The organism is Nisaea sp. (genome assembly GCF_040217065.1).
GTDB lineage: Bacteria > Pseudomonadota > Alphaproteobacteria > Thalassobaculales > Thalassobaculaceae > Nisaea.
The window spans coordinates 405,599-424,606 of sequence record NZ_JAVJNX010000008.1 but is presented as its reverse complement, the minus strand read 5'-3'; the positions used below and the strand labels follow the sequence as shown (position 1 = coordinate 424,606).

Genomic DNA, 19,008 nt, shown 5'->3' with positions numbered 1-19,008 from the left:
ACCGATGGAGACTGACTTGCCCAGACCGACACATCCCATCCTCCGGTGCCGCCTTGCGGCCTTTCTGATGCTTGCCGGCGCCGCGATTTCGCCGGTCCTGACCGGCTGCAGCACAAACCCGGCAACCGGCGAGCAGAGCTTCACAGCATTCATGTCCCCGGAGCAGGAGCGTCAGGTCGGCCGGGAGCAAGACCCCCAGATCAAGCAGGAATTCGGAGGCGCCTATGGCGACGCCGCACTGGCGGCCTATGTCACGCAGATCGGCAAGAAACTCGCTGCCACCTCCGAGATGCCCGGTCTCGATTTCACATTCACGGTTCTGAACACGCCGGACGTCAACGCCTTTGCCCTGCCCGGCGGCTATGTCTATATCACGCGCGGACTGATCGCTCTGGCGGAGAACGAAGCCGAACTTGCCGGCGTGATTGCCCACGAAATCGGCCATGTAACGGCCCGCCACAGCGCCGAGCGTTACAGCCGCGGCACGGCGATCGGCTTCGGCGCTGCCATTCTTGGCATCCTGACCGACAGCCAGACCGTCGCCGATATCGCCGGGCTCGGATCACAGCTCTACCTGAAGGGATACTCGCGGGAACAGGAATTCCAGGCGGACACGCTCGGCGTCCGCTATCTCAGCCGCGCCGGATACGATACCGGGGCCATGGCAAGCTTTCTCGGGAAACTGGGCCGCGCCAGCCAGTTGCAGGCGGAAATCGCCGGCTCCACCCATGATCCCGACGCCGTCGATCTGATGGCAACCCATCCGCGGACTGTCGACCGCGTGCAGAAAGCCCTCGCTGCCGCCAGCGTGCGGCCGGTCGCAAACCCGATCGTCGGGCGCGACCCCTTCCTCGACCGGGTCGACGGTGTCCTCTTCGGCAGTGATCCGAAAGACGGGGTCATCCGCGACCGGGTCTTCCTGCACAAGGATCTCAATTTCCGCTTCGAAGTTCCACCGGGCTTCCGTCTGCACAATCAGCCGGCGCGTGTTCTGGCCATACATCCGAACGGCGCCCGCTTCATCTTCGACGCGGCGCCGAAAGCCGACGGACGGTCCCCGGCAGGTTATATCCAGGGCGACTGGGCGAAAGGCTACGCCGTGCGGGATCTCGAAAGCATCACGATCAACGGGTTGGATGGGGCGACCGGCTGGCTGGCCATCACCGCGAAAGACAGGACCACCTACATGTTGCGGCTGGTGGCCATCCGCTACGATGCGGACACACTTTACCGAATGCAGTTTCTGATCCCGAGCGGCAGCGCTGCCGCTCTCAACGAGGACATGAGGCGCACGACATACAGCTTCCGCCGACTCTCGGCCGAAGAAGGTGCCGGCATCCGCCCCTATCGCGTGCGCGTGGCACGCTTCGGTTCCGCAGACACGGAACAGTCGCTCGCCGAGACCATCCCCTTCCCGGGATATGAGGTGCGGTTCTTCCGGGTGATCAACGGCCTGGATAACGTCGAGCGCCCGCTTCCCGGGTCGCGGGTGAAAACTGTCAGACCGCAATGAACTCCAGTAATTTCTACGCTTCGGAATAGAGGTCCGAACTGCGATCCACATTACGGCTGATATGCTGCTTCAGCTTGAGCATTGCCCGGTGTTCCAGCTGCCGCACCCGCTCCTTGCTCACACCGAGGACCAGACCGAGCTCTTCAAGCGTCGCACCGTCGTCGACAAGACGCCGGCGCTCGATGATGGTCTGCTCCCGGGGGCTCAGCTCCGAGAGCGCTTCCTTCAGCCAGTTCGAACGTGTCTCGGCATCCCGCATCCCGGTGACGATTGCTTCCGGCGTCGGCCGCTCGTCCGACAGCATCGTCATCCACTCATCCTCGCCGCTCTCGCCGATCGGCGAATTGAGCGACTGGTCCGAACCGGACATACGCTGTTCCATTGCCTCGACATCCTTGAGCGGAACGCCGAGCTCGGTTGCGATCTGCTGACGCTGTTCCTCTATGGAAACCACTTCAGCCGCCTGCTGGATCTTTGCACGAAGCCGCCGGAGATTGAAGAACAGGGATTTCTGGGCGGCCGTGGTGCCGGTCCGCACGATGGACCAGTTGCGCAGCACATAATCCTGTATGGCGGAACGGATCCACCAGTTTGCGTAGGTCGAGAACCGGATCTCCCGCTCCGGCTCGAAGCGGGCCGCAGCCTGCATCAGACCGACATTGCCTTCCTGGATCAGGTCGCCAATCGGCAGGCCGTAATTGCGGTAGCGGGTCGCCGAACTGACCACCAGACGGGTATAGGAACGAACCAGCTGATGCAGGGATCTCTCGCACCCCTCCTCCCGCCATGCCCGCGCGAGCTCGAATTCCAGATCCCGCTCGAGGAGCGGTTCGTTCATGCTCGACTTGATGTAAGAAACATTGGCGCGACGTGTTTCGGGATCGTCGATATGTGCCATGGCTCCACCTCCAGACCGCACCAGTGAGACTTCTCACCTACAACTACGGTCCGTTAGCGAAATCGGATCATTTTGGTCCGGTGTTGGCGACAACTATCGGTTCACAAAGACGAGAGCGTTCCAGATATTGGGTTATTGCAAGGTCGGGTCCTAGACGCTGACCTGATCGACGATCTCGCCTGCCGCATCAAGGCATACTGCGTTCAGCGAACCGCCAAAACCTGCGCCGCCGTCGATACTCAGGGTCGCTTTACGCTCTATGATGCCTTTGCGGGCCGGGTCATGGCCACGCACCACCCGCGCGAAACCACCATAGCCGGACAGGCCGATTTCGTTGAAATCCTGACCGTTCCACCAGAAACCGTCTTCCTGATCGGTCAACTCCCTGGACGGATCCAGTCCGGTGCTGACGAACAGCAATGCGCCATTGTCTGTATAGGCCGCTCGGCGAAAGCCGGTCATGAACTCGTTGTGCCCCGAATGGCTGCGAATGGCCTGCCGAAGCTGCCCCGTCCAGCGGCTCACGGCGAGCAATCCTTCCATGATTGCAGCACGGGCATCCGCCGCATGCCCACCATAGGCGGCGAGCGTCGCATCCGCTCCACGCGCCAGCATCCAGTCCAGGATCTTCTGACAATCTCCGGCGAACTGGAGTTGCAACAACTTGCGCCACATCTCTTCCTGGCGGCCACGCAGATAAACGATATCGTCAGGATGTGTATAGGGTGGCTGGGCCAGCAGAATGCGCCGGAAACGCAACAGTTCGTCGACCGTCTCAAGGATGCCGGACCCGTGTCCGTAATAGTTTCCGAGATAGATAAAGCGGTCGCCCGCTTCGTATCGATCCGCCAATTCCGCGTGCAGCGCCGCAAGGCGTTCGGCGTCGCCGTGGATCGACGCAATGGCCCAGACCCTCCGGCATCTGCGCAGGACAGCGAAACGCTTATCGGTCTCTGGCGGAAGGCCGGTGTTTTGGATCGCGTTCTGTGCCGCATCTGACATTACTGATGTGCTCCCACACTCCAGATAACAATTTCAGGGTCGGACGCCAACGCTTGTGCTTCACCCCCGGTTCCCCAAAAACGAAACAGGCGGCACTAGAAGTGCCGCCTGTCGTCAGGAAACGATTGTATTCTTGGAAGCCGCTCAGGCAGCTGCCATGATTTTCTCGAGCCGGTCAGTGGCCGCGTCTTCATCGATTTTCTCGATCGCCGCGAACTCACGGGCAAGACGATCAAGCGCCGCCTGATACATCTGGCGTTCGCTGTAGGACTGGTCGGCCTGGCCGGTATTGCGGCGCAGATCCCGCACGACTTCGGCGATCGACACCGGATCGCCGGAATTGATCTTCGCCTCATATTCCTGTGCCCGGCGGGACCACATGGTGCGGCGGACCCGCGCACGGCCTTTCAGCTTGCCGATCGCGACATCCATCTGTTTGCGCGAGCTGAGGCGGCGCAGCCCGGAATCGTTGGCCTTCACAACAGGAATACGCAAAGTCATGCGGTCCTGCTCAAACGTAATCACCAGAAGGTCAAGCTCAGTACCTGCGATCTGCTGCGTTTCGGTGCCAATGATCTTACCGACGCCATGAGTCGGATAGACCACGAAATCCCCAGCCTTGAACTCCACTTTTTTTGTCATTAGTCGGTCTCTCTCACTTGTAGGACCACGGGTAACGCGTTAAGCGCAGAAAAGCCGCCGACATCATCAAAAAAGCGGGCCTAAGCCCGCCTTATGCGGATACAGCTCACTGTGGTCCGAAACCTTCTCGGAAACGGCGGCGAGGCGAGACGTTTTGCCTCACCGAATTCCTAGACCTTATCACAAATTTAGTGAAAGTGGGAGTCTCCGGGCGCATGGCCTGCCTCCACTTGACGCATGGCTTACCGTTTTGTGACGGTCAGCCTCACTCTCCCTTGCCCGGAGCAGGCGAGAAAAACTTCTCGTATTTACCCTGGACTTGCTGGAAGTCGTCAGCATCCGGCATGGCGTCAATCTTCCGGGTAATGTTCGGCCATTCCTCGGAAAACTTGCGATTCATCTCAAGCCACCCTTCGGCGGCCGGCTCGGTATCGGGCAGAATCGCTTCAGGCGGGCATTCCGGCTCGCACACGCCGCAATCGATGCACTCGTCCGGATGAATGACGAGCATGTTCTCGCCTTCATAGAAGCAGTCAACCGGACAGACTTCGACGCAGTCGGTGTATTTGCACTTAATGCAAAGATCGTTGACGATGTACGTCATCTGCAGGCTCCGGGTCCGGCTTCATTCGTCGGTTTCGTTAATGAAAAAACCTCTACTCGGCAAGCCCGAGTTTCTGCATGACACGCTTGCGCGCAGCGCCACTCTCCTGATCGGTCACGTAAATCAGTCCCGTGACACGGCGCATCAGGCTGGCTTCGTAGTCATGCAGCACACCGTCGGCATAGGCAACTTCCCAAAGCATCTCCATCAGCTCGACACGCTGGTCATGGTCGAACTCGTCCCGGATGACCCGGGTGAAACCATAGAAATCGACGCTGCTTTCCAGATCCTTGATCGCGCCGTCGACCTTTTGCCCGGCCTCGTCCGGCGCACAGCCAAAACGGGAGGCAAGCAGGACTTCAATGGCACGGCGTTCGTCAGCGCCGAACGCGCCGTCAAGCTGCGCCGCCTTCACCAGCAGCGCGGCAACGGCTTCCTGTACCCCGTCAGATCTTGAGGCTTCGGCAGCACCGCCGGAACGGACGGTATCGAACAGCACCTTGAGGGAGCCGAGCATGGCAAATCCCGGAGTTGGTTGAAATCCAGCCCCTTATCTAAGCCATCAGCGAGAAATCGCAAGCGCGCGCATCGGCGGGAATGGTCCTTTCACAGGGTCCGCAACACCGACAGAAAACGCTCCAGCTCGGGCTCGCTGTTGTAGTAATGCACACTGGCCCGGACCAGCCCGGCCTCCAGGCCCCGCGCCATGTAGCTCAGCTTCATGCCGGGGCCGCTCGATGTCGATACGTTGATGCCCTGCTGCCCCAATGCAACTTTCACATCGCGGCAGCCAAGCCGGTCATGCTGGAACGTGACGATGCCGCATTTCACGGCGCCTTCGTCCGTCACGCGGATATCCGGTATCTCCGCCATCCCCGCCCGAAGCGTCGCTGCCAGGGCGAAGACACGTTCCTGAATCGCCTCGAGACCGATCTCCATTGCGTAATCGACGGCAGTCCCGAGCGCTGCCTGTCCGGCAAAGAACCTTTCCCAGTTCTCGAAACGCCGTGCATCCGGACGGATGACGAATTTCTCGCCGTCGATCAGGTCGGCGGCATGCTGGTCGAGCAGCGGCGGCTCCAGCCTCTCGATCCAGTTCTTGCGGACATAGAGAAACCCCGTGCCGCGCGGGCCGCGCAGATATTTCCGTCCGGTGACGGAGAGCATGTCGCAGCCAAGCTGCTCGACATCAAGTGGCACCTGCCCGGCCGACTGGCAGGCATCGAGCAGATAGGGAATGCCGTGCTTGCGGGCGATCCGGCCGACTTCCGCCGCCGGGTTGACCAGCCCGCCGCCGGTCGGGATGTGGCTGATGGAAATCAGCTTCACCCGCTCGTCGATCAGGGCTTCGAGCTGATCCAGGTCGATCTGCCCGTGCGCATCGTTCGGCACCACGACCAGTTCCGCACCGGTTTTCCGTGCCTGTTGCAGATAGGCGATGAGATTGCTGCCGTACTCGGCAACCGTGGTCAGGATGCGGTCGCCCGGCTGCAGCGGGAAGGCGTAGAACGCCATGTCCCAGGCCCGCGTGGCGTTCTCCACAAAGGCAATCTCTTCCGGCGCCGCATTCAGCAAGCGGGCGACCGCCACATAGAAATGCTCCAGCTCGTCGCGGCGCATGTCGGCGGTCTCGTAGCCACCCTTCACCTCTTCATCGCGCAGATAAGCATAAAGATGATCGGCAACCTGCATCGGCGGCAGCGATGCGCCGGCATTGTTGAAATGAATGACATCCTCGCAGCCGCGGGTTTCGGCCCGGACGCGGGCAAGATCGATCTCGGTCATGACTGTATCCCGTTGGCATTGCTCGGAGCGGTGCACGCTAACCGGCCCCCGCTGGAGCGGCAATCGACAAAACTATTTATCCGGTGACCGGAAATGATCAATCAGGCGGCGGTCGCGTTTGGTCGGCCGGCCCGCGCCCGGATCCCGCTGGGCCGGTGTCGCGGCGGGTTTGGGCCGGTCGCCTTTCCCCGCATCAGCGTCGATCGGCGACAGATCCTCGAACAGCAACTGGGCTTCCGGAGCCGGTCCCCGGCGTTCGGCGAGAATCAGGACTTTCACCACCCTGATATGCGGGCCTTGCGGGAAGGTCAGGACGTCGCCGGGGCGGACAAGCTGGTGTGATTTCGCCACGACCTTGCCGGACAGGCGCAGCTTGCCCGCGCCGACCGCCTTGGTGGCCAGCGCGCGGCTCTTGAAGAACCGCGCGCACCAGAGCCACTTGTCGAGACGCTGGGCCTCGGTCTCGGTCATTTTGCCAGTTTGAGCTGCTGCAATATGGCGAAGGGAGAATCCTCCGGCCGCAGGGCCGGTCCATTCGAGCTGATCACCTTCGGCCCGGCATTCTGACGCTTCGGCCGGTCATCCTGCCGCTTCGGCTTGCGCGGACCGCCCTTCTGTCCGTCCTTGCCGCCCGCCTTGCGGTCCCGCTTTTCGCCGGAACCATCCTGCGCCGTCTTGCCGGGATTGCCCGGTTTTCTGGCACGGTCGGGCCTGTCCCGGCGCTCGGGTTTATCGCCTGTCTCAGGCTTGCCTGCCGGTTCCGCCTTGCTGTCCTGTGCCGCCGCCTTGCGTTCGCCCTCGGGCCGCCGCTTCTGTTCCTGGCGGCGCCGGGCGATGAAGCGGGGCTGCTCCTCCACATCCTCGCCGCGCCGATAGCCAAGATCCTTCAGGATCTCCGCCATGGCATCATGGCCGACCCCGGCGAGCGACAGCATGTCAGCGGAAATCGCAAACGCGCCCTCGCGGGCGGCCTGCCGGACCATCTGCGCGACACGCTCGAGCATGTCCGCGCGCACCGCATGGCCGCCGACCCGCTTGTATCCGATCGCCAGGTAGAAGGCGTCGGTCGCATCCTCGGCACGGGTGATCATGACCCGTCCTGCCGGCGGCGGACCGCCTTCGGGGAACTGCCCGGAGAAGACGCTCCACAGCATGGCCCGGAATTCCACCGCCTTCGGTTTCAGAAGCACGGGCAGGAAAACGGTTTCGGTGCCGAAGCGGATGCCGAGGCGGGCGAGCGACTTGCGCTGCTCATCATCGAGATCCCGGCGCAACCCGCCGATCTGGTCGGCGGACACGCCGCCGATACCCTCGAGCACCTGGAAGCCGATACCGCGCGCGGCGCCTTCCAGCTCCGCACTCTTGATCGCCAGCAGCGGACCAAGCCGGTTCTCCATCTCTCCCGTCAGCCAGGTCCGCAAGCGGGCTTCGATCCGCTTGCGCATCTCGCCGTCGATCAGTTCCTCGTTCACCACGCGAATCTGCGGCGACAGAACGTCGGAACCGGCTTCCAGCGAGGCTATTTCCGCGCCGAGCCAGATCACCGTCCCCTTGGGGCCGATCGAGAATGCAGCATTGTCGGCCGCTTCGATTTGACCCGTGCGCCGGGCCAATTCTTCAGGCAGGACCTTACGCGCAGCCGTAAGCACGGGCTTCGCGTTGGCGCTATCCATAACATCAGGCACGAACTTCAATCCTTCCATGTGACCGACGGCGTGGCCCTCCACGACCACTGTGCTGTCAGATTTCACTGCCGCCGCCAAGTTCCCCCCGTCCTTCAACTTGCGCAAGAACAAAGCCGCACGCTTGTCGACAAAACGCTGGGTCAGCTTGTCATGCAGGGCATCCGAAAGCCGGTCTTCAACCGCCCGCGTCTGGGCTTGCCAATGCACCGGGTCGGATACCCAGTCTCCCCGATGCGTAATATACGTCCAAGTGCGAATATGTGCGATACGGTTTACCAGCGTGTCTATATCGCCGTCCGTCCGGTCGAAACGGCTCACCTGATTGGCTACCCAATCCGTCTCCAGAGACCCCGGACCGTCCGTCAGATCGAAAAAGATCTTCGCCAGCAGATTGGCGTGGGATTCGCTCATGGTCTTGCGGAAATCAGGGATCTGGCAGATGTCCCACAACAGCCGCACCCGGTCCGGCCCGGTCGCCCGCGCGATCACCGGTTCCATCCGGGCCAGGGATTCGAGCGTCCGGTGATCCTCCCCGTCCCGCTTCCGGATCATGTGCGGCTGCTCCGTGCGCAGCTCGAGCGAGCGCTGCAGGTCCGCCAGGCTGCGGAACGACATCCGGTTGTTCCGCCAGTAGACATGGCGGAGCGGGTCGAACCGGTGGCTTTCCAGCGCCTCGACCATCTCCTCGTCCAGCGGCGGGCAGTCTCCTGTCACCCCGAACGTGCCGTCATTCATGTGCCGTCCGGCGCGCCCGGCGATCTGCGCCATCTCCGGCGGGGTCAGCCGGCGCGGCGCGCGGCCGTCGAATTTCGTGTCCTCGGCGAAGGCGACATGATCGACATCCATGTTCAGGCCCATGCCGATCGCATCCGTGGCGATCAGGTAATCGACCTCTCCCTCCTGGTACATCGCCACCTGCGCATTGCGGGCCCGGGGCGACAGCGCCCCCAGCACGACGGCGGCGCCGCCGCGCTGGCGCCGGACGATTTCGGCCAGCACGTAAACATCGGCGGCGGAAAAGGCGACGATGGCGGTGCGGCGCGGCAACCGGGTCAGCTTGCGCGGGCCGGTATAGGTCAGCCGCGACAGCCGCTGCCGGCCGACGATTTCCGCCTTCGGCACCAGCTTCTTGATCAGCGGGCGGATGATGTCGGAGCCGAGGAACATGGTTTCCTGCCGGCCGCGCGCATGCAGCAGCCGATCGGTGAAGACATGGCCGCGCTCCCGGTCGCCGCAGAGCTGGATCTCGTCGATGGCGAGGAAATCCACCACCCGGTCGATCGGCATGGATTCCACCGTGCAGATAAAATAACGGGCATATGGCGGAAGGATCTTCTCCTCTCCGGTGATCAGGGCGACCGCGTTCCTGCCCTTCAGGGAAACCACGCGCTCGTAGTTCTCCCGGGCCAGCAGGCGCAGCGGGAAACCGATCATGCCGGAGGCATGGCCGAGCATGCGCTCGATGGCGAAATAGGTCTTGCCGGTGTTGGTCGGCCCCAGCATCGCGGTGATCCGACCGTCCTCGAAAACGCTGCTCATGGGGGATACGGGTCCGCTCTCGGCTCAGGTGGGAAGCGCTGGGGTCTTGCGCTTGCTATCAACTTCCCACATATCAAGCTCCATCAATCATGACGATGACATTATAGGCAAGAGGTGATCGAAAAGATGACTGCGGAAAAGCGAACGTTCCAGGCCGAGGTCAGCAAGCTCCTGAAGATCGTCGCCAATTCGCTCTACAGTGAGCGGGAAGTGTTCCTGCGCGAGTTGATCTCCAACGCGTCGGACGCCTGCGACAAGCTGCGCTACCTGGCGCTGACCAAACCGGAGCTGACGGCGGGCGACGGGGAATTCAAGATCAAGGTCGCGGCTGACAAGGACAACAAGACGCTGACCCTGTCGGACAACGGCGTCGGCATGAGCGCCGACGAGCTGAACGACAATCTCGGCACCATCGCGCGCTCCGGCACGGAGGCTTTCGTCTCCAACCTGTCCGGCGACGAGAAAAAGGATTCCGGCCTGATCGGCCAGTTCGGCGTCGGTTTCTATTCGGCCTTCATGGTGGCGGACAAGGTCGAGGTGCTGACCCGGCGCGCCGGCGAGGACAAGGCCCATCTCTGGAGCTCGGACGGGCTCGGCGAATACACCGTCGCAGATGCCGAGAAGGCCAATCGCGGCACCATCATCACCATGCATCTGAAGGACGACGCTCTCGAATTCCTCGAGGAGCAGCGCCTGCAGCACATCGTGAAGCGCTATTCGGACCATATCCCGGTGCCGATCCTGTTCGTGGAAACCAAGGACGGAAATACCGAAGAGCGCCCGCTCAACGAAGCCTCCGCGCTCTGGACCCGGTCGAAGAGCGACATCACGACGGAGCAGTATGGTGAATTCTACAAGCATGTCGCCCATGCGTTCGACGAGCCCTGGCTGACCATGCACTGGAAGGCGGAGGGCGTGATCGAATACAGCTCCCTGCTCTATGTGCCGACCCAGCGCCCGTTCGACCTGTTCCATCCGGAGCGGAAGAGCCGGGTGAAACTCTATGTGAAGCGGGTCTTCATCACCGAAGATTGCGACGGCCTGGTGCCGGACTATCTGCGCTTCCTGCGCGGCGTGATCGATTGCGAGGATTTGCCGCTGAATGTCAGCCGCGAGCTGCTGCAACGCAATCCGGTGCTGCAGAAGATCTCCTCCGCCGTCACCAAGCGGGTGCTTTCCGAGCTGAGCAAAAAGGCGAAGAAGGACCCCGAGGCCTACGCGGTTTTCTGGGACGCCTACGGCCCGGTGATGAAGGAAGGCCTGTATTCCGAAAACGGTGAGCACAAGGACACCCTCTTGTCACTCGCCCGCTTCGATACGACGGAAAGCGACAATCTGGTCAGCCTCGCCGACTACAAGGCGCGGATGAAGGAAGGCCAGGAGGCGATCTACTACATCATCGGCGAGAGCAAGGAAGCGCTGCTGAACTCGCCCCATATCGAGGGCTTCAAGGCCAAGGGCGTGGAAGTTCTGCTACTCTCGGACCCGATCGACGATTTCTGGATCCAGGCCATGTTCGCGGGCTATGAGGGCAGCCCCCTCAAGTCGATTACCCGCGGCGCCACCGATCTCGATGCCGTCAAGGGCGCCGACGACAAGTCCGACGCGGACAAGGCCGCGGAGAAGAAGGACGAGGAGAAAGCCGCCGCCGATATCGCGCCGCTGCTCGCCTCCCTGAAGCTGGCCCTCGGCGAGACCGTGAAGGACGTCCGGGAATCCACCCGCCTGACGGACAGCCCGGTCTGCCTGATTGCCGATGACGGCGACATGGACATCAATCTCGAACGCCTGCTGCGCCAGCACAAGCAGCTCGACAAATCCAATCCGCGCATTCTGGAAGTCAACACCAAGCACGCGGTGATCAAGGCCCTCGCCAAGCGGGTGAAGGACGGCAAAACCGGCCAGGAACTGGATGACGCGGCCCACCTGCTGCTCGACCAGGCCCGGATCATGGAAGGCGAAGCCATCCCGGACCCGAAAGCTTTTGCCCGGCGGCTGGCGATGTCGATGGAGCGGGGGCTGGTGGGGTAACCACACGTCTGCCATTTGGCGGAAAAGAGTGCGCAGCGGCCGGGTTTTCCCGGCCGCTTTTTTTAGGCCGTACAGGCAGTGCCGTTCCCTTGTTTTCCTGACGTGCCGGCAGACTTCCCGTGACGACACTCCCCGCACCGCCTAATATTCGTCACGGGAAAACAGCAACGGAACCGGATCGGTGGGACTGTATCGGAGCGGTGACACCTGGGCCTGGTTCGGGCATCTGGATATCGTGGTGGCGGCACCCGGCAAGATCGTGCCGGGCGGCAAGGTGAAGGTTGTGGAGAGCAGCCTGCCGGGGATCGTCCGCGCCATTCATGTGGAGGATGGCGATCACGTCGCCGAGGGCGCTCCGCTGATCTCCCTCGACCCGACGGAGAGCGACGCGGACCTGGAGAAACTGACCCGGGAATGGCTGGCGGCCCTGCTTGAGGTTTCCCGGGAGGAAGCACTGATCGGCGCCACGGCACTGGCATCCGGCGGCGCCCCTATCCCGCCGGAAGAACTGTTCGAGGTGCCCGAGGGCGCGCCCGCGCATGAGGTGGCGGACAGTATCGCGGTGCTGCGGGCGGAATGGGCGGCGCTGATGGGCGAGCGGCAGCGGGCCGGGCGCGAGGCGGCACGGGCCCGGGCGACCCTGGCATCGCTTCGGGCGGAGCATGACAAGGTGGCGGCCGTGCTGCCGCTGCTGACGGAACGGGTCGACGGCCAGCGCATCCTCTATGAGAAACAGCTGACGCAGAAATCCGTCTATCTGGAGCATGAACAGGCGCTGCTGGAAACGCAACACCAGGGCCTGGTGCTGGACAAACAGATCGAGGAAGCGCAGGCGACGCTCGCCAGCGCGGAGGCGACGGCGGAGAACCTGCTGCTCGCCTTCGAGGCACAGCGCCAGCGCGCCCTGGCGGAAGCCCGTCAGAAGGCCAGCGCGGCAGCACAGGAACGGATCAAGGCAACCGACCGGGTCGGCCGCCTGACCCTGGCGGCCCCGGTGGCGGGGGAAGTCACCGGCCTCTCGGTGCACACGCTCGGCGGCTATGTCCAGCCCGGCGCGCCGCTGATGCGGATTGTGCCGGACGGCGACAGGCTGACGGTCGAGGCGACGGTAACGAACCGGGATATCGGCTTTATCGAGATCGGCCAGCGGGCGGCGGTGAAGGTCGATGCCTTCAATTACATGCGCTACGGCAGCATCGAGGGCAGGATCGTCAGCCTCAGCGCCGACGCCGTCGTGCCCCAGGACGCGAACAATGCCGCCGGCGCGGCGGGCGCGGCAACGACGGGCCCGCAGGCGGCGCCGCAGATGCTGTCCTACACGGCGCGGATCGAGATCGAACGGGAGCATCTGATTGTGGACGGCAGGGACGTGCGTCTGGTGCCGGGCATGTCCGTGACGGCGGACCTGCTGACGGGGGAGAGACGGGTGCTGGAATACGTGCTGCAGCCGGTGCTGCGCTATGCAAGTGAAGGGATGCGGGAACGATGACGTTATGTGGGGAAAATGTTAGTAAATATAAGGATAAGACGTTACGAAGCGTCGTTCCTTTGTTGTGGAAGGTGGCACGAGAACAACCTGTTCCTAGTAATATATCTAAGAATAAAATATTATCTACATTTTGTATTATGATTTTGTTCATGATATTTTTTAATTTTCCTGTTGCGGTATTTGAGTTGTATTTGGTTGGTTTTTCTATTTTATCGATAATTTGCGCTTTTTGGTGTTTGAATTATATTAATAATAAAGATCTTGGGCAATTATTTTATATGTCAGAAAATTATTGTACTGTAATGAATAATTTTTCAAGTATTGGAATAATATTTATTGCGGTAATGGTGTTTTTTCAGTTTGGAGTGATATTTTTTGATAAGGAGATTTGCCATTATATGAGCGATTTTGTGCTGTTAATGTTTGAATCTTGTGACGTTATTTCAGGATCTTGGGATTATAGAGTAAAATTAATTCAAGATGTTTATATGTTTTCGATAATGTTTATATTATGTGGGTTTTTTATTTTTATAATTTTGTCGTTATTAATAATAAATAAAAACGATAAAATAATACTATACTCAGAAGGAGGTGCTTTTCAGAATATAGCAATTTGTTTTATATCGTTTTCATTTTTATTGATTTTATTTTCTTGTTTTCATAATTCATACTACAGTGATGAATTTTCATTATCTTATTATGATAATAGAGAGGTGAAGTTTAAATTACGTATTTTCTTTATATTGAGTGGATCTGGGATATTTTGTTTAGGATGCATTATTTTCATGTTATCTAGTTTTGTTTGTTTTTTTCTAAATATTTATGGTTTTAAGGGAGAGAGTAATGAGTGATGTTGTTGATCCTCCAAGTCTTGATAATCCATTTGATGATAGTGGAATATTAAATTGGACTATAAAATTTAATCAATTCCTTATTAGTGTAGGAATTGATTCATTTGGAATTAAGGGGACACACTACTTAATTAGATGCGCCGCCAGATCCCATCTGTCTCCTCAGAAAATTAAGTTATGTGTCCCCTTAATCCGCGTGACGGCGGACCTGCTCAGCGCCGATGCCGTGGTGCCCCAGGACGCGAACAATGCCGCCGGCGCGGCGGGGGCGGCAACAACCGGCCCGCAGGCGGCACCGCAAATGCTGTCCTACACGGCGCGGATCGAGATCGAACGGGAACATCTGAATGTAAACGGCAGAGACGTGCGTCTGGTGCCGGGCATGTCCGTGACGGCGGACCTGCTGACGGGAGAGAGACGGGTGCTGGAATATAATTAAGGGGACACACTACTTAATTAGATGCGCCGCCAGATCCCATCTGTCTCCTCAGAAAATTAAGTTATGTGTCCCCTTAATCCGCGTGTGTCCCCTTAATCCGCGTGACGGCGGACCTGCTCAGCGCCGATGCCGTTAATTAAGGGGACACACTACTTAATTAGATGCGCCGCCAGCTTCCACCTGTCGCCTCAGCCCAACCCCACCATTGCGCCCACGCGTGAAGACGCTATCGTGTCGCCCGATCCAGATTACCGTTCACAGGAACTCGCTCCATGGCGCCGCAGACGGCCAGCTCCCAGCTTCTCGACAATTGCCTCACCGACGCGGATTTCCCCGAGCTGCCGGGTTTCACCCGGGGCAAGGTGCGGGATGCCTACAAGCTGCCGGACCGGCGGCGGCTGCTGGTTGCGACGGACCGGCAATCCGCGTTCGATCAGGTTCTGGCGGCCGTGCCGTACAAGGGCCAGGTGCTGACCCAGACGGCGCGCTACTGGTTCGATCACACCGGCGATATCTGCCCGAACCATGTGATCTCCTATCCGGATCCGAATGTCGTCCTGTGCAAGGATCTCGAGATGGTGCCGATCGAGATCGTGGTCCGGGCCTATCTCACCGGCTCCACCAATACCAGCGCCTGGACCATGTATGACCGGGGCGAGCGGGTCCTGTACGGCCATCCGTTCCCCGACGGCATGAAGAAGAACCAGAAGCTCGCCCAGACCATCATCACGCCGACGACGAAACCCACAGGCGGCGGGCATGACGCGCCGATCACGGAAGCGGAAATTCTCGAAACCCGGCTCGTCACGCCCGAGCAATGGCGGGAGCTGGCTGAGAAAAGTCTGGCGCTGTTCGCACGCGGGCAGGAACTCGCCGCCAAACAGGGGCTCATTCTGGTCGATACAAAATACGAGTTCGGCGTCGACGAGAACGGCACGATCACCATCGCCGATGAAATTCACACCCCGGATTCGAGCCGCTATTGGCGCGCCGACAGCTACGCGCAGAAATTCGCGGCGGGTGAGGAGCCGGACAGTCTGGACAAGGAATTCCTGCGGCTCTGGATTGCCGGCCAATGCGATCCCTACAACGACCCGATCCCGGAAATCCCCGCCGACACCCTGATTGCTTTCAGCGACAAGTATGTCAGCCTCTACGAGCAACTGACCGGGCTGGAATTCGATCGCACCGATCCGGCGGTCCCCGTGCGCGACCGGATCTGCAAGGCGCTCGCCGCCGAACTGCCGGAGTATTTCAAATCAGGATAGTAAGGACATGCCCATAATTTCTGCCGGAACAACCTGCCTCCTCACGCGTTTCACTGTCTAAGGAGGTACTCAATGTCAGAGAAAAACCAGTACATCGAAAAAGCCAATGCGCGCATCGCCCAGTGGAATGCCGAGATCGACAAGATGAAGGCCAGGGCGGACGAAGCCGAAGCCGACGCGAAGATCGAGTATCAGAAACAGCTGAGCGAGATGCGAAGCCAGCGCGACGAAGCCGAGGCCAGGCTGGCCGAGATCCGGAGCGCGAGCGACGCGGCCTGGAAAGACATGAAGTCCGGTTTCGACAAGGCCTGGGACAATATTTCCAGCGCCTTCACAAATGCGGCGTCCCGGTACAAGTAAGGGGCCAGGAAAGGATGAGGAGGGGCTTTTTCCGCCCCTCCTCCGCTTTCCTGCCAATCCCGGATTGAGCGCGGCACGACCCCTAATTCGAGATCGGCCGGCGGGCGGCGATTGGCGATGGAACGATATCTCCGCCATGAAGACGGAGAAAAGCGGACGGCCGGATTTCCTGTCCGACCCTGACTAACAGTTGTGATGTATTTGATTAAATTCACGTTTTATAAATGTTGAATTGAACTCGCTGCGTGTCTATCAGCTAGGGAGCACACGCGGGTTGACTGCCCGGGTGCGCGTGCCGGAAACGGTTGATGTGGGACCGGACACTGACAAGCGAGTTTAAATCAGCTGCAGATCTGAGGGATGCCTTCGTCAAGAACGATCTGCACGCCATAGATCGCTATTTCCTGTATTTCGGCGCCCGCAATCCTGTTGTCCTCTGGAATCCCGAACAGGGTCAGATCGCCGACGAGCGTCTGCAGCGCCTCGCTTTATACTGGCGGGAGAAAGCCGAAGGCCGGGAGGCCGCTCCCATCGCCTCCATCGACCCCACAGATATGCGGTATGTTCTCGGTTACCTCATGCTGCTGGACGTGCTCGGCAGCGGCTTCGATTTCCGCTACAGGCTCTATGGCACGATGATTTCGGAGCGTTTCGGCCGGGACGTTACGGGCACAACGGTCCGGCAGTTCGGCGACAAGGAATATATCGTCAGCTTCTTCCTCGGTGCCTATCAGGCCGTCATTGAGCGGCGGCAGCCCCTGCTGACAATTCATTACCCGAAAAATGCCTCCGAGACCGAGAGCTGGTCACGCCTTATCCTGCCCCTGACAAACGGGAAAGGCGAAATCGAGAGGCTGCTTGTCGGCCAGATCCCCGGCGACTGGCGGCCGAGGCCTCCCGGCACGAAAGCTACGGTCTTCTGATCAAACCGGGGTACTGCCGGCGGACTAGGACTCCCGAGGCGAATGCCGAGGGGCATCCGGATTCTCATCGAGGCGCGCGTGCAGCTTCTCGAAAACCCGCTCAAGAGCGGCGCGTTCCGCACCATCCAGAACAGAAAGCAGATCCGCCTCGAAGCCGCTCGCCAGCGGCACGATCTGCCGGTAGACGGACCAGCCCTTCTCCGACAGCGTGATATCCAGCAGCCGGTTATCGGCTGCATTGCTCGCCTTCAGAACCAGTCCCGCCTCTTCCAGCCGGCTGACTGCCCGGCTGACCTTCACCTTGTCCAGGTTGACGCAGGCATGGATGTCCCGGACAGAGACCCGTTCCGAGCGGGCGAGATGGGCGATGACCCGCCATTCGGCAATCGAGATGCCGAATTTCTCCGCATAGAGCACCGACATGGATTTACTGACCCGGGCGGCGATCACCGCCAGCCGATAGGGCAGGAAAGTTTCCAGATCGAGCAGGTCCGTTTCGTCATCCATCGGTAATTGACATTCATTTCATATGTAACGATCATGTTGATCCTACGGCAGACAGGCCCTTAAAACCAACCAGAAAACGCGCCTCGTCAGACCCTGCCAACGGGAGGATCGAGATGAACAAGGTTTCAGAATCCGCATCCGTGCACGGCACCGCGCTGTCCGGCACCGCGACCGGCTATATGCCGGGTTTCGGCAATGATTTCGAAACAGAAGCCCTGCCCGGCTCCCTGCCGCAAGGCCAGAACAGCCCGCAGAAGTGCAATTACGGCCTCTATGCGGAACAGCTTTCCGGCAGTCCCTTCACCGCTCCGCGCGGCGAGAACGAGCGCAGCTGGCTCTATCGCATGCGCCCCTCGGTGAAACATACCGGCCGCTTCGCGCGCATTGCTGTCGACGGCTGGAAGACGGCCCCGCATCAGCCGGAACACGGTCTCGCCCTCGGCCAGTACCGCTGGAACCCGGTGCCCTTGCCGAACGCGCCGACGGATTTCGTGTCAGGTATCCGGACCATGACATGCGCGGGCGATGTGAATACCCAGGCCGGCATGGCGACCCACATCTATGCCTGCAACGCGGACATGGTGGACGATTACCTGATGAACGCGGATGCGGAACTGCTGGTCGTCCCCCAGCTCGGCCGCATCGAGATCTTCACCGAGCTTGGCCGCATGGCACTCGGCCCGCGCGAGATCGCCATCATCCCGCGCGGCATGATCTTCAAGGTCACGCTGATGGACGGTGAAGCACGCGGATATGTCTGCGAGAACTACGGCGCCAAGTTCACCCTGCCGGGACGCGGCCCCATCGGCGCCAACTGCCTCGCCAATCCGCGCGATTTCAAGACGCCGGTCGCGGCCTATGAAGAGAAGGAAACGCCCTGCCAGCTTATCGTGAAGTGGTGCGGATCATTCAACGTGACCGAGATCGGGCATTCCCCGCTCGACGTGGTCGCCTGGCACGGCAATTACGCGCCCTTCAAATACGATCTCACCACCTTCTCCCCGGTCGGCGCCATCCTGTTCGACCATCCGGACCCGTCGATCTTTACCGTGCTGACGGCCCCGTCCGAGACGCCCGGCACCGCGAATATCGACTTCGTCATCTTCCCGGAGCGCTGGCTGGTCGCCGAACTCAGCTTCCGGCCGCCCTGGTATCACCGGAACATCATGTCCGAATTCATGGGTAATATTTACGGCGCCTATGACGCCAAGCCGGAAGGCTTCGTGCCCGGCGGCATGAGCCTGCATAATTGCATGCTGCCGCACGGTCCGGACACACAGGCCTTCGAGGGCGCATCGAATGTCGAGCTGAAGCCGCACAAGCTGACGGAGACCATGGCCTTCATGTTCGAGACCCGCTTCCCGCAGCACCTGACGGAATATGCCGCCAACGAAGCGCCCCTGCAGGACGATTACGCCGCCTGCTGGACCGGGCTTGAAAAGAAGTTCGACGGAACACCGGGCATCAAGTGA

Annotated in this window: 18 protein-coding genes; 9 read left to right on the top strand and 9 right to left on the bottom strand. The window is 60.4% G+C overall.

Features of this window, described 5'->3' with window-relative positions:
- The first annotated feature begins 16 nt into the window (after window positions 1-16).
- A complete protein-coding gene (locus RH950_RS11045; RefSeq protein ID WP_350056644.1) occupies window positions 17-1,513 on the top strand; it encodes a M48 family metalloprotease in 1,497 nt (498 codons plus the stop codon).
- Window positions 1,514-1,526: 13 nt separating this feature from the next.
- Here the strand turns inward: RH950_RS11045 and RH950_RS11040 are convergent, their stop codons facing one another.
- From RH950_RS11040 to RH950_RS11005, 8 genes are all read right to left on the bottom strand, one after another.
- Window positions 1,527-2,411, bottom strand: a complete 885-nt coding sequence (locus RH950_RS11040) for an RNA polymerase factor sigma-32 (RefSeq protein ID WP_350056642.1) — start codon at window positions 2,409-2,411, stop codon at window positions 1,527-1,529.
- A 150-nt stretch (window positions 2,412-2,561) separates the two neighbouring features.
- The gene (locus RH950_RS11035; protein WP_350056640.1) at window positions 2,562-3,413 is read right to left on the bottom strand and encodes a hypothetical protein; all 852 of its coding nucleotides are present in this window, start codon (window positions 3,411-3,413) and stop codon (window positions 2,562-2,564) included.
- 144 nt (window positions 3,414-3,557) lie between these two features.
- On the bottom strand, window positions 3,558-4,055 hold the full coding sequence (locus tag RH950_RS11030) for a CarD family transcriptional regulator (RefSeq protein WP_350056638.1): 498 nt from the start codon (window positions 4,053-4,055) through the stop codon (window positions 3,558-3,560).
- Window positions 4,056-4,320: 265 nt separating this feature from the next.
- On the bottom strand, window positions 4,321-4,659 hold the full coding sequence (gene fdxA, locus RH950_RS11025) for a ferredoxin FdxA (RefSeq protein WP_350056636.1): 339 nt from the start codon (window positions 4,657-4,659) through the stop codon (window positions 4,321-4,323).
- A 52-nt stretch (window positions 4,660-4,711) separates the two neighbouring features.
- Complete coding sequence (locus tag RH950_RS11020; protein ID WP_350056634.1) at window positions 4,712-5,176, bottom strand: tellurite resistance TerB family protein; 465 nt, start codon at window positions 5,174-5,176, stop codon at window positions 4,712-4,714.
- An 89-nt stretch (window positions 5,177-5,265) separates the two neighbouring features.
- Window positions 5,266-6,444 carry an aminotransferase class V-fold PLP-dependent enzyme gene (locus tag RH950_RS11015; protein WP_350056632.1) on the bottom strand — a complete coding sequence of 393 codons (1,179 nt, stop codon included), beginning with the start codon at window positions 6,442-6,444 and terminating at the stop codon, window positions 5,266-5,268.
- Window positions 6,445-6,516: 72 nt separating this feature from the next.
- Window positions 6,517-6,915: an RNA-binding S4 domain-containing protein gene (locus tag RH950_RS11010; RefSeq protein WP_350056630.1), complete on the bottom strand. Its 399-nt coding sequence runs from the start codon at window positions 6,913-6,915 to the stop codon at window positions 6,517-6,519.
- The gene (locus RH950_RS11005) at window positions 6,912-9,668 is read right to left on the bottom strand and encodes a helicase-related protein (RefSeq protein WP_350056628.1); all 2,757 of its coding nucleotides are present in this window, start codon (window positions 9,666-9,668) and stop codon (window positions 6,912-6,914) included. Before RH950_RS11005 ends, RH950_RS11010 begins: the two co-directional genes overlap by 4 nt.
- A gap of 126 nt (window positions 9,669-9,794) precedes the next feature.
- On the opposite strand from RH950_RS11005, the gene htpG reads away from it, so the two are divergent.
- The 7 genes from htpG to RH950_RS10970 all read left to right on the top strand — a co-directional run bounded on the left by htpG (window position 9,795) and on the right by RH950_RS10970 (window position 17,029).
- Window positions 9,795-11,699 carry a molecular chaperone HtpG gene (gene htpG / locus RH950_RS11000; RefSeq protein ID WP_350056626.1) on the top strand — a complete coding sequence of 635 codons (1,905 nt, stop codon included), beginning with the start codon at window positions 9,795-9,797 and terminating at the stop codon, window positions 11,697-11,699.
- A gap of 181 nt (window positions 11,700-11,880) precedes the next feature.
- On the top strand, window positions 11,881-13,188 hold the full coding sequence (locus RH950_RS10995) for an HlyD family type I secretion periplasmic adaptor subunit (RefSeq protein WP_350056625.1): 1,308 nt from the start codon (window positions 11,881-11,883) through the stop codon (window positions 13,186-13,188).
- Entirely contained in the window at window positions 13,185-14,039 is an 855-nt protein-coding gene (locus RH950_RS10990) for a hypothetical protein (protein ID WP_350056623.1), read from the top strand. The genes RH950_RS10995 and RH950_RS10990 overlap by 4 nt, the downstream gene beginning before the upstream one ends.
- Window positions 14,032-14,478 carry a hypothetical protein gene (locus RH950_RS10985; RefSeq protein WP_350056621.1) on the top strand — a complete coding sequence of 149 codons (447 nt, stop codon included), beginning with the start codon at window positions 14,032-14,034 and terminating at the stop codon, window positions 14,476-14,478. Before RH950_RS10990 ends, RH950_RS10985 begins: the two co-directional genes overlap by 8 nt.
- Before the next feature lie 272 nt (window positions 14,479-14,750).
- A complete protein-coding gene (locus RH950_RS10980) occupies window positions 14,751-15,746 on the top strand; it encodes a phosphoribosylaminoimidazolesuccinocarboxamide synthase (RefSeq protein WP_350056619.1) in 996 nt (331 codons plus the stop codon).
- 72 nt (window positions 15,747-15,818) lie between these two features.
- Entirely contained in the window at window positions 15,819-16,106 is a 288-nt protein-coding gene (locus tag RH950_RS10975) for a sll1863 family stress response protein (protein WP_350056617.1), read from the top strand.
- Window positions 16,107-16,414: 308 nt separating this feature from the next.
- On the top strand, window positions 16,415-17,029 hold the full coding sequence (locus tag RH950_RS10970; protein WP_350056615.1) for a PAS domain-containing protein: 615 nt from the start codon (window positions 16,415-16,417) through the stop codon (window positions 17,027-17,029).
- A 24-nt stretch (window positions 17,030-17,053) separates the two neighbouring features.
- Here the strand turns inward: RH950_RS10970 and RH950_RS10965 are convergent, their stop codons facing one another.
- On the bottom strand, window positions 17,054-17,536 hold the full coding sequence (locus RH950_RS10965) for a MarR family winged helix-turn-helix transcriptional regulator (protein ID WP_350056613.1): 483 nt from the start codon (window positions 17,534-17,536) through the stop codon (window positions 17,054-17,056).
- A gap of 113 nt (window positions 17,537-17,649) precedes the next feature.
- On the opposite strand from RH950_RS10965, the gene hmgA reads away from it, so the two are divergent.
- On the top strand, window positions 17,650-19,008 hold the full coding sequence (gene hmgA / locus RH950_RS10960; RefSeq protein WP_350056611.1) for a homogentisate 1,2-dioxygenase: 1,359 nt from the start codon (window positions 17,650-17,652) through the stop codon (window positions 19,006-19,008).